Origin of the sequence: Planococcus halocryophilus (assembly GCF_022489025.1) — a bacterium.
Classification (GTDB): Bacteria; Bacillota; Bacilli; order Bacillales_A; family Planococcaceae; genus Planococcus; species Planococcus halocryophilus_A.
Map to the genome: position 1 here is coordinate 258,867 of NZ_JAKVTG010000002.1, position 14,811 is coordinate 273,677.

The window sequence follows — 14,811 nt, forward strand, 5'->3', positions numbered from 1 at the left end:
AATACTTTGTTTCACAACAAAACCCCGTCCATCTTTTTCAGATGAACGGGGTTTTAAAAATGCGTTTTGTAACAGTTTATTGTGTGATTGTGTTTTTCTCGTCCAATTGCAATGCTTTTGCAGTTGACGCGTGAATTTCTTGAAGTAGCTCAGGGTTTTCAGACAATGACACGCCGTATGACGGGATCATTTCTTTGATTTTCGGTTCCCATTCGCCCACTTGTTCCGGGAAGCATCTCTGGAAAATTTCAAGCATCGCATGAACTGCCGTAGATGCACCAGGTGAAGCTCCTAACAATGCAGCAATTGAACCGTCAGTAGCAGTTACAATTTCTGTACCAAACTGAAGCGTCCCTTTGCCTTTATCGGTATCTTTAATCACTTGTACACGTTGTCCTGCAACGACTACTTCCCAATCTTCTAGTTTCGCCGTTGGGATAAACTCACGTAATTCTTCTACGCGTTTTTCATTCGATAGCAACACTTGTTGAACAAGATACTTGGTCAATGACATTTCTTTTGCCCCTGCAGCAAGCATCGTAAAGACATTATTCGGTTTTACAGAGCCGATCAAGTCCATATTCGATCCTGTTTTCAGGAATTTTGGAGAGAATCCAGCAAACGGTCCGAACAATAATGATTTTTTGTTGTCGATAAAGCGTGTATCTAAATGCGGTACGGACATTGGCGGAGCGCCAACTTTTGCTTTGCCGTATACTTTTGCATGATGCTGCTCCACAATTTCCGGATCGTTGCAGACTAAGAACATGCCACTAACTGGGAATCCACCAATATGCTTCGATTCAGGAATGCCTGTTTTTTGTAACAACGGCAAGCTTCCGCCACCGCCGCCGATAAAGACGAAGTCCGCATTATGGTATTCGATTTTGTTGTCTTCAAGGTCCTGTACTTTTACTTCCCATGTGCTGTCGGCGTTACGTTTAATGTCTTTAACTGCATGGTTGTAATTCATTTCGACTTGTTGTTCGCCCAAGTACTCAAACAACATTTCGGTTAACGCGCCAAAGTTGACGTCAGTCCCCGTATCGATTTTTGTTGCTGCGATTGCTTCAGTTGAAGTACGGCCCTCCATAATCAGAGGCATCCATTCTTTTAACTTTTCGGTTTCCGTTGAGAATTCCATCCCTTTAAACAACGGACTTTTCGTCAAAGCTTCAAAACGATTTTTTAAAAAGCGGACATTGTCTTCGCCTTGAACCATGCTCATGTGAGGAATCGACATGATAAAGTCTTTTGGGTTTTCAATGCGTTTATGGTTTACAAGAAACGACCAAAATTGTCTAGAAAGTTGGAATTGTTCGTTGATGCTGCTCGCTTTTTTAATATCGATCGAGCCATCCTCTTGTTCAGGTGTATAATTCAGTTCGCAAAGTGCTGCGTGTCCTGTACCTGCGTTATTCCATTCGTTAGAACTTTCAGCGCCTGCTTTTTCAAGTTTCTCAAACACTTTAATATTCCAATCAGGGGCTAGCTCTTTAAGCATTGCTCCCAAAGTTGCACTCATAACTCCGGCGCCGATTAAGATAATATTTTTGTTATTCTGTTGGTTGTCCATTAAAACCTTCCTTATCCCGTATATTTGCAAATAGGTGCAGCTTGCTCCTGATCAAATAATACAAAAAGCCAGGTTCAACCATAAAACACACCTTTTCTGCCTCAATTATATAATTATATCATATTTCCTGATTGTACCTATCTGCTTTTGCCTGTCCATTATACCTCACTTCAAGCGTCTGCAAAAGCAAGACCTTCTTTTCAAATTGTTAAACGACAAAAAATGGCAGACACGTGAAGCGTGTCTGCCATTTGAGTTTTACTTATCCTTTAATCCAACCTATATTAGGCTTTCAATGCATGATAGCGGCGCACTACTTCTTGTGTAATGTCACTGTCTTCAGACAAACCACTAATGGTAGTCAGAACAGCTGCCGGTCCCTTGTCTTGAATTATTTTCTGAATCTCCATCGCTTCTTCATCTTCTGGATAATCAAACAATAACGCAGCCGCAATCGCGTTTGCTAAGTGAGTATAAGATAACCCAGCTTTTTGTGCTTGTGTAGCAGGGCGAATCAATCGATCTTCAGGTCCTAGCTTACGAATAGGTGCACGTCCTACTCGTGTAACCCCGTCATTTAAATACGCATTTTTAAAGCGTTCAATATTTTTGTCGATATAAGCCAAATGCTCTTGTTCATCAAGTCCATATTCCTTTACTAAATACGCGCCAGTCTCTTTGAGCGTTTCTCTGACTTGAGAAACAATTTTCTCATCCGCTAGTGTTTCGTCAATTGTTGATTTCCCTGCTAAATACCCCAAATAGGCAATAACAGCATGACCCGTATTCACCGTAAACAATTTCCGTTCAATAAAAGGAGCGAGATCTTCGACCAATGTCATGCCCGTTACTGACGGAATCGTTTCTGTAGTTTCTACTACCCATTCGAAATACGGTTCAACTAACACATCCAAAGAGCTCTGGTCTTGGATTGGTACAATGCGGTCAACTGCTGAGTTAAAGAAATATACTTTCCCTTCCAGTTTCGCTTTTGTCTCGTCATCCAAACTGTCTAGAATGTGTTGCTTTAAAATATCGGTCGCGCCAATTTGGTTTTCACAAGCGATGATGTACAACTTCTCATCTGTCGCCGAAACACGCTCTGTTAGGCCACGAGCAATTAATGGGGCGATTCTCGGCAAGATGTTTGGACCAATTGCCGTTGTTAAATAAGTCGCCTGTTGAATCACTCCAATCACATCTTCGGCATGCGTCATATTATTGATGCCTGAAACGTTTTCAATTGTGATTTGTTCTTCCTGCGATTGAGCTAATTTTACGTGATAGCTTTTTTCTTCATTTAACTTATTGATTACTTGCTCTGCCACGTCCACAAACGTCACGTGAAAGTCTGATTTGGAAAATAAAGCCCCGATAAATCCTCTACCAATATTTCCTGCCCCAAAATGAACCGCTTGTTTCACTGTCATCATTCCTTTATCAAATTATTTTGTAGATAATCTAAAAAAATCTCTTCTAACTTCTGTCGAATAGCTTTTTCATTGGAAGAAGTAAAAATCATCATCGATTGATCATTTTCAATCAAACTTGTGCTGATTAAACTTAATATTTCCTGTTGTCGATCAGTCAATATAGTTGGCGCCAGCATTAAGAGCAAATTTTTCATTTGCATGTCTTTGCCATCCATTCCTTTTACGATTAGTGGGTGATCTATATGGATGACTTGAAATAATAGCTCTTGTATTGAGTTATCACGGCAATGGAAAAGGGCCATCGTCGTATTAGGAATCCCAAGACCGCCTTTCTTCTCTCGTTCTCTTAGTTCATGTAATGCAGAAGCGACGTTTGTTACTAATCCTTCTTTTTGGGCTACGTTTATGACTTCCTGTAAAATTTCCCAATGATCAGTGGCATATTGTTTTCGAACAACTTTAAAGTTGCTCAAAATTACATCCATACTGTTCTGCACTTGTTTTATTTCTTGAAGCATCTGTTGGATATTTGGTCGGTTTTTCGTTATTAATGCTTCGCTCGGTTTTTCCGGATGTAAATAATGAGTTTTATCGGTAATTTTCTTCACATTATTTTGTAGATAACTTTCAATATACCCGATATCTCGCTCGTTTAACAAAGGGCTTACTCTAATATAATCCACTTCTGTAACAGGTAGCCGGATAGTCGAAATGACCAAATCATACTTCTTAAAGCTAGCTGCTTGAAAATCATTAATTGACAGAATCTCGACTGAATTGATTTCAGGAAGTTCTTTTTGGATGCGACTTGCAAGCATCTTGGAAGTGCCGATACCTGAAGGACAAATAACGACAGCATCGATTTGAACCTTTTCTTCTCCCATCAATAAAGCAGAGCCAAAGTGAAGAACAATAAAAGCCGTCTCATCAGCAGAGAAGTCTAAACCCTCAAACTCATTTTCTATCCCTTGTTTAACAGCCATAAACAATACCGGATATTTACGTTTGATCTCGTCAGTTAACGGATTAAACGATTCGAGATTTTGGTTTAAGCGGAAAATTAACGGCTCCATATGCGCCAATAACCCTTGATACAACGAGAAGTCGTCAATAAGATCGACGCCTAACTGTGACGATACGTCACGAATTAAATTTTTAACTTTTCGTCCTAACAAGAAGCTATCGTAGTAAGAACCGTCAGCCGCTTGGACTTTAGATCCCTTTAATATGACCGATAAAAAATGCGTGTCAGCTTTTGTTAACTGAACAGAAAGTTGGTCACTCAACTCTTTGCACACCTTCTCTATCAATTGATACTCGCTAGTAGAGCTCTTCTCTACCAATTCTATAGTTTCCAGTAAAAACCCTTTTTCTGTCCGTTGAAGCGTCATGCAACTATAAACAACTAATCCTACATAGTCACTATCGGCTAACTTTGTTTGTTCCTTATTGATTTTTTTATTTACCAACTGATCCACTATTGCCAAATACTGCGGATAAAAATAGCCAAGAATGTTTTCTTTCTCACTTTTTCCTTGTTGAAGAAAATACAAACTCTCGATTATCTCTTCATAAAAATAAGCTAACATGTAACTGCCTAGTGCATGCCGCTTATTGGCTTCGCCACCGTCGATCTCTATACCGACACCTTTTGTTCTCGATAATCGAACCGAAAACTTCTGTAGCCATTCAGATAGATCATCTAAATGAGCAGATAATGTAGCGCTACTGATTCCTAACTGACCTGCGAGCACTTGCTTTTTAAAAAACGGACCTTCGTGCAATAAAATAATCAGCAGCTTTAACTTCCGCTCTTCAGGGGTTTCATCTGCAGGACTAACTGTTATCAAATTCTGTATGAGTCGATAAATTTGGTCATTAGGTCCCGTAATTAAAAGCCCTTCATCTGCTGTCCGTTCAATGGTTAAATCAAACTCCTGCAAAGTCTTCTCGATTGATTTTAAATCTCGTTGAATTGTCCGAGCACTGACATCTAAATACGAAGATAAGGAGTGAACCGTATGTTTTCCAGAAGTTCTTACAATCAATTCAATAATAGATTTTTCTCTAAACGTGATAAACATGGCTGTCCCTCATTTCGCTTTTAAATGCCTTCCCCGACTTGAAAAAGTAGATAGAACAAAAAGGCAGGAAATCCCGCCTTTCTATTATTCTTATTTAATTGCCGTTGATGATATCGATTATTTCTTTCGCAGATTTCGCTTCTACTAACCGATCCACATTGGTTTGATCGGCACAAATCACTGCGATTCCAGAAAGAATTTCTAAATGTGTTCCATCTTTTCCAGCAATCCCGAAAATTATTTTTGCACTCTCTCCTTCAAAGTCTACTCCATTTGGTACTTGAATAACAGTAAAGCCTGACTTGAAAACAGATTTTTTCGCATCTTCTGTACCGTGAGGAATTGCGACGTTATTGCCCATGTACGTTGTCGTGATTTCTTCACGCTTTAACATTTCGTCTACATAAGAGTCTTCGACATAACCAGCTTTGACTAATGCCAGACCTGCAAAGATGATTGCCTCTTCTTTCGTACGGAAGTTCTGTCCGATAAAGACGTTTTCTTCACGTAGTAATTGTTCATCTTGCGGATTGTGCTGAGCATTTGTTTCACTTTCTTTAACTAACACACTTTGTTCTTCTATTTCACCGTTTTGCAACCGCTCAATCAACTGGTCATATTCCGGACTTGATAAGAAATTATCAACTGAAATATGATAAGCATCCGGAATCTTATTTTCGGCACGCGGCGTCAGTTTTTCTTGCGTAATAACAATCTCGGAATCTGAAGGAATTGTGCTGATTGCGGTATTGGATACCGATACATTCAACCCTGCTTCTTTTACTTTTTTGCGTAAAAGAGAAGCTCCCATCGCACTTGAGCCCATTCCTGCATCACAAGCAAATACAATTTTTTGTGCCCCTGCTGGGAAAACTCCATTAGTAGCTGTGTTAAGTGACGGTATTTCCTGGGAAATAGAACGTTTCTTTCCTTTCATTTGTTCCATTTTCTTCGTAGCTTCTTCCATATCTTCATCTGTTTGTTTACTCGCTTTTAAAATGACTGCTGAAATAACAAAGGAAACGGTCGTTGCAACAAATACTGCTGCAAAGTTGGCTAAGTATGCCATTCCTTCAGGTGGTGTAACAGCTGCGATTGCTAGAATACTCCCTGGTGATGCTGGAGCAACCAAACCGCCACCCATTAAAACAAGTGTGAATACGCCACTCATGCCACCAGCTACAACAGCTAACAACAACATTGGTTTCATTAATACGTAAGGGAAATAAATTTCATGAATCCCACCTAGGAAGTGGATGATCGCCGCACCTGGTGCAGATTGCTTGGCAATTCCTTTTCCAAATAGCATAAATCCAAGTAGCACACCAAGTCCAGGTCCTGGGTTGGCTTCTAGTAGAAACAGAATTGATCTACCTGTTTGTTGAACTTGCTCTAGCCCAATAGGTGTTAACACACCGTGGTTAATCGCGTTATTCAAGAACAAGATTTTTGCCGGTTCGATTAAAATACTCGTTAGCGGTAGTAATCCCGCTTCTAACAACCAGTCTACGCCCGCAACAAGAACATCTGTAAACGAACTAACAGCCGGTCCGATTCCGATAAATGCAAGAAGCGCTAATATCCCACCTAAAATACCTGCTGAGAAATTATTCACTAGCATTTCAAAACCTGTTTTTATTTTACCTTCTATCAATTCGTCAAATTTCTTAATAGCATATGCTCCAAGCGGTCCCATAATCATGGCACCCAAGAACATTGGTGTATCAGGAGCCCCGATAATAACCCCCATTGTCGCAATCGTACCAACTACGGCGCCTCGTTGTTCGTAAATCAACCGGCCTCCTGAATATCCAATAAGAAGCGGCAACATGTAAATAACCATTGGGCCTACTAATTTGCTAAATTCCTCATTCGGGAAAAAACCTGTTGGAATAAATAGGGCTGTAATTAACCCCCATGCAATAAATGCACCAATGTTAGGTAAAACCATAGAACTTAAAAAGTTACCGAATTTCTGTACCCGTACTTTCATGTGATCCTCTCCTTCTAAAAATAGTTTGTCATGATGTACTACTATCATAGACTCTGAATGGAAGCGCATTCAACAACTAGGAAAGTCATCTTTGTCGGGCTTGTCACGACATGGCTGTTGTTTCTCGAAATTGCAAAACAGCCATTAGAAGTACACTGATATATCGTTCCACTTATGAGTATGTGTACATCTTCTCTATCAGTTACAGACACCTATTTGAGAAATCTAATTATTTTCTTACAGTTAATAATATTCTGAAATCATTATTTCAACTGGTTACTTTCTTTCTGAATTTGATAAAGAATTGCTTGAAATTTAATAATTTATGCCATGTTCACTCAATATTCATAGGAATTCCAGAAAATATCAGAAGACTAACGGGTTCTCTTTGACAAAAAGTCGAGTTCATATAACAATGAGAATAGCATTAGAATAATTATAATCAAATAACGATAATTAATTGAACAAATCATTTTTAACTCGTTATCCATAGTTGTTCTAAAAATATTAGGAGGTCATTATTTATGTCATTAATCGGGAAAGAAATCCAACCATTTAAAGCTTCAGCATACCAAGCTGGAAGCGGAGATTTTATCGAACTAACAGAAGAAAACCTAAAAGGTCAATGGAGTGTCGTATGCTTTTACCCAGCAGACTTTACATTCGTTTGCCCAACTGAACTAGAAGATCTTCAAAACCAATACGCAACGCTGAAAAGCTTAGGAGTTGAAGTGTATTCTGTTTCTACAGATACTCATTTCACGCACAAAGCTTGGCACGACCATTCAGATGCAATCGGCACGATTGCATACACAATGATTGGCGACCCGTCACAACGCATTTCTCGCGGCTTTGATGTACTTGACGAAGAAGCAGGTTTGGCACAACGTGGAACATTTATTTTAGACCCAGAAGGTATTGTTCAAGCTGCAGAAATTAATGCAGATGGCATTGGCCGTGACGCAAGTACGCTTGTCGGAAAAATCAAAGCAGCACAATACGTGCGCAACAACCCAGGCGAAGTCTGCCCTGCAAAATGGGAAGAAGGCAGCGAAACACTTAAGCCAAGTCTTGATCTTGTAGGTAAAATTTAAGGAGTGCAGGACATGATATTAGATACGGCAATAAAAGCTCAATTAGAACAGTATCTACAATTGCTTGAAAATGATGTGTTGTTAAAAGTCAGCGCAGGCACCGATAAATTTTCTCGTGACATGACAGCATTGGTCGAAGAGATATCAGCTATGTCTTCTCGCATTACTGTAGAGCATGCAGATCTTGAAAGAACGCCAAGCTTTAGCGTCAACCGTCCAGGACAAGATACCGGTGTTGTATTTGCTGGTATTCCGTTAGGGCATGAGTTTACGTCCCTGGTTCTTGCGTTATTGCAAGTGAGCGGACGTGCGCCAAAAGTTGAGCAAAAAGTAATCGATCAAATTCAAAGCATCCAAGGCTCGTATCATTTCGACTCCTACATTAGCTTGAGCTGCCAGAACTGTCCTGAAGTTGTTCAAGGGCTCAACTTAATGAGTATTCTCAACCCAAATATCACACATACAATGATTGATGGCGCGGTGTACAAAGCAGAAGTTGAAAGCAAAGACATTATGGCCGTACCGACTGTTTTCTTAAATGGCGAATCGTTCGGTAGCGGACGCATGACACTTGAAGAACTGCTAGCTAAACTCGGTAGCGCTCCAGACGCCTCCGAATTTGCGAACAAAGAACCGTATGATGTGCTTGTTGTCGGTGGCGGACCGGCTGGAGCTAGCGCTGCCATTTACGCGGCACGCAAAGGCATACGTACCGGCATTGTTGCTGAACGCTTTGGCGGTCAAGTAATGGATACGTTGAGCATCGAAAACTTCATTAGTGTGAAAAAGACAGATGGCCCGAAATTTGCGGCAAGTCTTGAAGAGCATGTGAAGGAATACGATATCGACGTTATGAACTTGCAACGCGCAAAAAAGTTGGAGAAAAAAGATTTTTTCGAGCTTGAACTTGAAAACGGTGCTGTCTTAAAAGGCAAAACAATCATTCTTTCAACAGGTGCACGTTGGCGCAATATTGGCGTGCCAGGAGAAGAGGAATTCAAGAATAAAGGCGTCGCTTACTGTCCACATTGTGATGGTCCATTGTTTGCGGGCAAAGACGTAGCGGTCATCGGCGGCGGGAACTCCGGCGTCGAAGCAGCAATCGATTTGGCAGGTATCGTAAATCACGTGACTGTTCTGGAGTACAACTCAGAACTCAAAGCCGATTCTGTTTTACAAGATCGACTACGTAGCCTACCCAATGCAACAGTCATCACAAACGCTCGAACACAAGAAATTACCGGCACGGAAAAAGTAAACGGCATTTCTTATCTCGACCTTCAAACTGGAAACGTTAACCACATCGAATTAGCTGGCGTGTTTGTTCAAATCGGCCTTGTGCCAAATACAGACTGGCTAGGTGATTTGGTAGAACGCACACAGCATGGCGAAATCGTCATTGACCAACGTGGCGCTACCAACGTTTCAGGTGTGTTTGGTGCTGGAGACTGCACCAACATTCCTTATAAACAAATCATCATTTCAATGGGGTCTGGTGCGACTGCCTCACTGAGTGCTTTTGATCACCTTATTAGAAGTAAAGTTCCTGTTTTGGTTTAATAAAAAAGTAAAGGATGGTAGACGACTCGAATAGATCGAGTTTGTCTACCATCCTTTTTAAGTTAGTTTTGATCTTAGTCTCCACTTATTTCAATATCATTTTCACTCGCATACTGCTTTGTCCAATCACATAAGTCATGTATCAACGGAATCAAGCTCTCCCCATACGCTGTCATAGCATACTCAACCGTAACCGGAACTGTTGGATACACTTTTCTAGATATAATTTGACTACTCTCTAACTCTTTGAGTTGCTCAGTAAGCACTTTTTGACTGATGTTCGGAATGCTTTTTTTAAGCTCACCAAACCGTTTACTTTCCTCAATCAAATACCAAAGGATCATCAGCTTCCACTTTCCACCGATTAAATCAATTGTCAGTCCTAACGAGCAAACATAGTTGTTTTTAACTGCCATTGTCTGTCTCCTTTTTCTCTTTCGTAGTCACTTTTTCGTAACTATACCACTAAAAAGTGCCGTATTGTACTCCGCAGAACTACTCTGTATGATGAAACTTATCGTGATGATAAAAATAGACAGGAGCGATAAACATGGCATATCCAAGAGCATTCTCACACATCGGTTTATCCGTTACAGATTTAGATAAAGCCGTCACTTTTTATAAAGAAGTGATGGGTTGGTACGTTATTATGGAACCATCTGAGGTAAAAGAAGAAAATGATACGCCTATCGGACAAATGTGTATCGACGTTTTCGGCGCTGGTTGGGGAACTTTCCGGATTGCGCACATGTCGACATCTGACGGCACAGGTATTGAAATCTTCGAGTTTCCTAACAGCGAAAAACCAGAAAACAACTTTGAATACTGGAAATCAGGCGTCTTCCATTTCTGCGTACAGGATCCAGACGTAGAAGGATTAGTAAACAAAATAGTAGAACACGGCGGCAAGCAAAGAATGCCAATTAGAGAGTACTATCCAAACGACAAGCCTTATAGAATATGTTATGTAGAAGATCCATTTGGTATTATATTTGAAGTCTATAGCCACAGCTATGAAATTACGTACTCTTCAGGAGCTTATTAAAAATTTAAACGTAACCCCCCATTGCGAAATGCAATGGGGGGTTACGTTTAAATTTCGTAAAAACAAGTTAGTTTCCAATATAACTTGGACAAATTCGATTTCTTCCAGTACGTTTTGCGGTATATAAACAGTCATCCGCAACATCCACGATTTGCACTGTGTCGCTAACCGTTTCGGGATACGTTGCCACACCAATAGAAACCGTTATATGAATTTTTTCTTTCGGTGAAATTTGAAACTTATGTTGCTCTACGGCTGTTCTTATACGCTCTGCTATTTCTATTGCATGTTGATGTGGACAATCGGGTAACATGACGGAGAATTCTTCTCCCCCATTTCTAGAAACCACATCAAATGAGCGAGTACTGTTTTTCAACACCTTCCCCAGCTCAATCAAAATTTTATCACCAATCGGATGACCGTACGTATCATTAACATGTTTGAAATGATCAATATCAATCATCAACAAAGACAGTCTCTCATCTTTTTCAGCAGCATTACTAATGAGTATATTCCAAACGCTATCGAATTGACGCACATTATTTAAACCGGTAAGAAAGTCAGTAGTAGAGTCTTTTTCATATTTCATCAATAAATATTGTGTTTTCCGTATGTATCCAACAAATACAACGGAAGTCAATCCACCTATTGTCGAAACTAGCCAGTATGAAAAAATTAAGCTTTTTAAAACCGTAACCTCTTTCACTAAATATGAAATGATCACACTAAATACAATATTTGAAAAGATAATCATGAAAAAGCTTTGTTTATATGCGTTCTTCTTAAAGTCAGCACTCTTACATAATTTATGAATGACAATAAACCCTAAAATTAAAACAGTCATTAACACCATGGCTGCAACAGCTGACGTTGTAAACCCAAATATAAACCTAGTTAAAATGATTAAAATTGCACTAATAACAGCTTGAGGCACTCCTATAAAGATAATCAACAGCATAACTGGTAGAAATCGCAAGTCAACCATTGTTTCTGTTGTTACTTGTATGGAAAAAAACATTAAAATATAGCCTAATAACCCTCCTGCAAAACCGTCTATTAAAATTGAGACGATGCGATTTTTCCGCTCTAGTTTAAGCTTCATTCTAATTTGCAAATAGATAAAAATTAGCGAAACCATTATACAAAGATTCACAAATAAATCAGTCAATATTGTCGACAAAAATAATCCTCCCTAATCTCCCAAACTAAAACATTTCATCCTATATTTTTACTGTATTAACTATCTTTATTACACAAAAAAACCATGCAGCGCTCCTAGTAAAGTAAAGATAATTAAATGATCTCCAATTGCAATTGCACAATTTTTTGCACTAACAAGTCCAAATAACGTATTTTTTAAGTACACGATTGAAATCAGCAAGCCTACGATACTCCCTACAACAACACCGTCTAGCAAACTAGTAGATCCCGTCGCTTGAACAAGAACGCCAATAAAGATTGAACTTATAAATGCCACGATTCCCGCAACCACATATTTTAATGGACCTGTGTTTTGATTTTTCTTTCCGACTAGGACGCTGTAGTAAATCCCACCATAAATCATATACAAAATTCCACCAGCCAGGATTGCCCAGTAATTTAAAGAGCTTACGTCTATCAGCATATTTTTACCTCTTTTCACTGGAACTTGTTGTAGTAATAAATAAGTAAATGTCAAATATTCTATTTAATTAAACACGTGCGTCTCTATCACTATACTCTATTACGTTAATTTTTTACATATGCTACACTTTAGTGTAATTTATTGATAAAATCCTATTGTACTAAAATCTTTAACAAAAAATTTGTTATTTGAACTTACATGATATCTTTGTGACTTTCCTCATTTGACTAGGTCAATAAAGCCATTTTTTAGTTCAACTTACTTCGTGTTAACAGTGCGAAAATGTTATTATGAACAGTATATGAATACCTTTATAAATATAACGACTGAAGGAGGTTTACGATGAACCAGCATGTCTTAACTCGAAACAACGTGAAAATTACAGGTTCCGGAAAACAAGCCATGTTATTTGCGCCTGGATTTGGCTGCGATCAGACTGTTTGGAGTTTAATCTCCAAGTCATTTGAAAAAGATTATCAAGTTATTTTATTTGATTATGTAGGACTCGGACTTTCAGATGTTAAGGCATATGATTCTGATAAATACAGTAAACTTTCGGGGTATGTACAAGATGTATTAGATGTGTGTTCAGCATTAAATTTAACCGACGTGATATTTGTTGGCCATTCCGTGGGGGCCACGATTGGAATGCTTGCTTCATTACGTAAGCCCGCACATTTTTCTCAGCTCATTATGATTGGCCCCTCTGCTTGTTACTTAAATGATCCGCCTGGATATATTGGCGGTTTTGAAAAAGAGGACTTGCTTGGATTAATGGACTTAATGGCTAAAAATTATATCGGCTGGGCAAATGTTTTTTCTGCAACCGCTTTAAATAACCCAGATCTGCCAGATATAGAAAAAGATATCGAAGATCGTTTCTGCTCTACCGACCCTGTTATTGCTCGCAACTTTGCTGAAGCTTGCTTTTTTGCCGATAATCGACAGGATTTATCAAAAGTGACGATTCCTGCTTTGATTTTGCAATGTGCTAATGATGTAATTGCACCAGAATCTGCCGGCCAATACATGAACAAATCTTTACCTACTAGCACCATTAAATACATGAACGCGACAGGTCACTTCCCGCACATGAGTCATCCCGAAGAAACTGCGCAATTAATACGCGAGTATCTTTTAGAAACCTCTATTTCTTTGGAAAAAGAGGATGTAGGTGGTCTTACATAATGGACGAACAATTAAACCAAGCACCGTGTGGATTTCTTACGCTTACGAAGGATGGCATCATCTTATCTGTAAATGAGACATTGCTTCGAGTGCTTGATTACACTTCAGATGAACTGATTGACCAACATATTAATTCTATTCTTACCAAATCAACGCGTATTTTTTTTCACCTATATTTTATGCAACTTGTAACAGTTCAACATCGAGTAGAAGAAATGTACCTCTCATTAAATGCTAAAAATGAAGAGGAGACACCTGTTCTTATTAATGCCGTCCTGAATGAACAACAAGGACAACAGGTTATTGCATGTATTATTGTTCCGATTCGGAAACGAAATGAATTTGAAAATCAATTGCTTATCGCTAAAAAAGTAGCTGAAGATGCCTTTAAAGAAAAAGAAAAGGCACATCTTCAATTAGAAGTCGCTCTTCAAGATCTTGAAGCCAATCAAAAAGAGCTTCTAGAAATCAATAAACAAAACCAAAAGTATAATTTGGACACTTACCGGGAACTACAACTTGCCAAAAAAATACAAGAGCGTTCATTAACTAAACCAATTTGTAACGACAGCATTCACATAGAGTCGTATTACAAAGCCTCAAGTGGATTATCTGGCGATATTTATGGCTTTTATCAAGTTAATGATCATCAATACGGCATTATTTTGTTAGATGTAATGGGTCATGGCATTTCTTCTGCACTTATAACAATGTCTCTGCAATCCTTATTTCACCGTCTTATTTCAACAGGCGTTTCGGCGAGCATGGTCATGAAAGAGTTAGATAATCATTTACACACCTTATTCCCTAGTAATGAAAGTGTGTGGCATTATTGTACGGCTATTTACTTGTTCATCGATACAGCGAAACACACTATTGAATATGTGAATGCGGGACATCCGCCATTAATCTACCAAGAGCTAGATGGTGAGCAACTCGAGTTGTATGCAAGTTCTCCTCCTCTTGGAACATTTGAAAATATACACTATAAGACTAAGACCTTCTCATATAAAAAAGGCTCTCGAATCTTCTTATACACAGATGGTGTATCCGAATCTCTCGAACCCGAACCTGTAAATTCTCTATTATCAAAGCATTCCACACTTTCTTTAACACATTTCAAAGAAAAGATTTTGCAATCACTTAAAGACCGAAAAGAAGCTAATTATAAAAAAGATGATCAATGTTTTATACTGGTTGATTTAAAATAAAAA

The 14,811-nt window shown here is 39.0% G+C and carries 12 protein-coding genes; 5 read left to right on the forward strand and 7 right to left on the reverse strand.

Annotation, left to right across the window (positions count from 1 at the left end; translation table 11 throughout):
* Window positions 1–76: 76 nt before the first annotated feature.
* The 4 genes from MLE13_RS04200 to MLE13_RS04215 all read right to left on the reverse strand — a co-directional run bounded on the left by MLE13_RS04200 (window position 77) and on the right by MLE13_RS04215 (window position 7,086).
* Complete coding sequence (locus MLE13_RS04200) at window positions 77–1,576, reverse strand: malate:quinone oxidoreductase (protein ID WP_240748207.1); 1,500 nt, start codon at window positions 1,574–1,576, stop codon at window positions 77–79.
* Window positions 1,577–1,860: 284 nt separating this feature from the next.
* The gene (locus MLE13_RS04205; RefSeq protein WP_240748208.1) at window positions 1,861–3,000 is read right to left on the reverse strand and encodes a mannitol-1-phosphate 5-dehydrogenase; all 1,140 of its coding nucleotides are present in this window, start codon (window positions 2,998–3,000) and stop codon (window positions 1,861–1,863) included.
* 5 nt (window positions 3,001–3,005) lie between these two features.
* The gene (locus MLE13_RS04210; RefSeq protein ID WP_240748209.1) at window positions 3,006–5,093 is read right to left on the reverse strand and encodes a BglG family transcription antiterminator; all 2,088 of its coding nucleotides are present in this window, start codon (window positions 5,091–5,093) and stop codon (window positions 3,006–3,008) included.
* Window positions 5,094–5,187: 94 nt separating this feature from the next.
* Window positions 5,188–7,086, reverse strand: a complete 1,899-nt coding sequence (locus MLE13_RS04215; RefSeq protein ID WP_240748210.1) for a PTS mannitol transporter subunit IICBA — start codon at window positions 7,084–7,086, stop codon at window positions 5,188–5,190.
* 524 nt (window positions 7,087–7,610) lie between these two features.
* Here MLE13_RS04215 and ahpC point away from each other — a divergent pair.
* Window positions 7,611–8,180 carry an alkyl hydroperoxide reductase subunit C gene (ahpC, locus tag MLE13_RS04220; RefSeq protein WP_240748211.1) on the forward strand — a complete coding sequence of 190 codons (570 nt, stop codon included), beginning with the start codon at window positions 7,611–7,613 and terminating at the stop codon, window positions 8,178–8,180.
* A 12-nt stretch (window positions 8,181–8,192) separates the two neighbouring features.
* Window positions 8,193–9,740, forward strand: coding sequence for an alkyl hydroperoxide reductase subunit F (gene ahpF, locus MLE13_RS04225; protein WP_240748212.1), 1,548 nt, complete (start codon window positions 8,193–8,195; stop codon window positions 9,738–9,740).
* A 74-nt stretch (window positions 9,741–9,814) separates the two neighbouring features.
* On the opposite strand, the gene MLE13_RS04230 is transcribed toward ahpF, so the two are convergent.
* On the reverse strand, window positions 9,815–10,156 hold the full coding sequence (locus MLE13_RS04230; RefSeq protein ID WP_240748213.1) for a winged helix-turn-helix transcriptional regulator: 342 nt from the start codon (window positions 10,154–10,156) through the stop codon (window positions 9,815–9,817).
* Between the two features lie 134 nt (window positions 10,157–10,290).
* Here MLE13_RS04230 and MLE13_RS04235 point away from each other — a divergent pair, with 134 nt between their 5' ends.
* Window positions 10,291–10,785: a lactoylglutathione lyase family protein gene (locus tag MLE13_RS04235; RefSeq protein WP_240748214.1), complete on the forward strand. Its 495-nt coding sequence runs from the start codon at window positions 10,291–10,293 to the stop codon at window positions 10,783–10,785.
* A 67-nt stretch (window positions 10,786–10,852) separates the two neighbouring features.
* Here MLE13_RS04235 and MLE13_RS04240 read toward each other — a convergent pair whose 3' ends face one another.
* A complete protein-coding gene (locus MLE13_RS04240) occupies window positions 10,853–11,965 on the reverse strand; it encodes a diguanylate cyclase (protein WP_240748215.1) in 1,113 nt (370 codons plus the stop codon).
* A 69-nt stretch (window positions 11,966–12,034) separates the two neighbouring features.
* Complete coding sequence (locus MLE13_RS04245; RefSeq protein ID WP_240748216.1) at window positions 12,035–12,409, reverse strand: DUF1761 domain-containing protein; 375 nt, start codon at window positions 12,407–12,409, stop codon at window positions 12,035–12,037.
* A gap of 342 nt (window positions 12,410–12,751) precedes the next feature.
* Here MLE13_RS04245 and MLE13_RS04250 point away from each other — a divergent pair, with 342 nt between their 5' ends.
* Both MLE13_RS04250 and MLE13_RS04255 read left to right on the forward strand, forming a co-directional pair.
* Window positions 12,752–13,597, forward strand: coding sequence for an alpha/beta fold hydrolase (locus MLE13_RS04250; protein WP_240748217.1), 846 nt, complete (start codon window positions 12,752–12,754; stop codon window positions 13,595–13,597).
* Entirely contained in the window at window positions 13,597–14,808 is a 1,212-nt protein-coding gene (locus tag MLE13_RS04255) for a PP2C family protein-serine/threonine phosphatase (RefSeq protein ID WP_240748218.1), read from the forward strand. Before MLE13_RS04250 ends, MLE13_RS04255 begins: the two co-directional genes overlap by 1 nt.
* The last annotated feature ends 3 nt before the right edge of the window (window positions 14,809–14,811 follow it).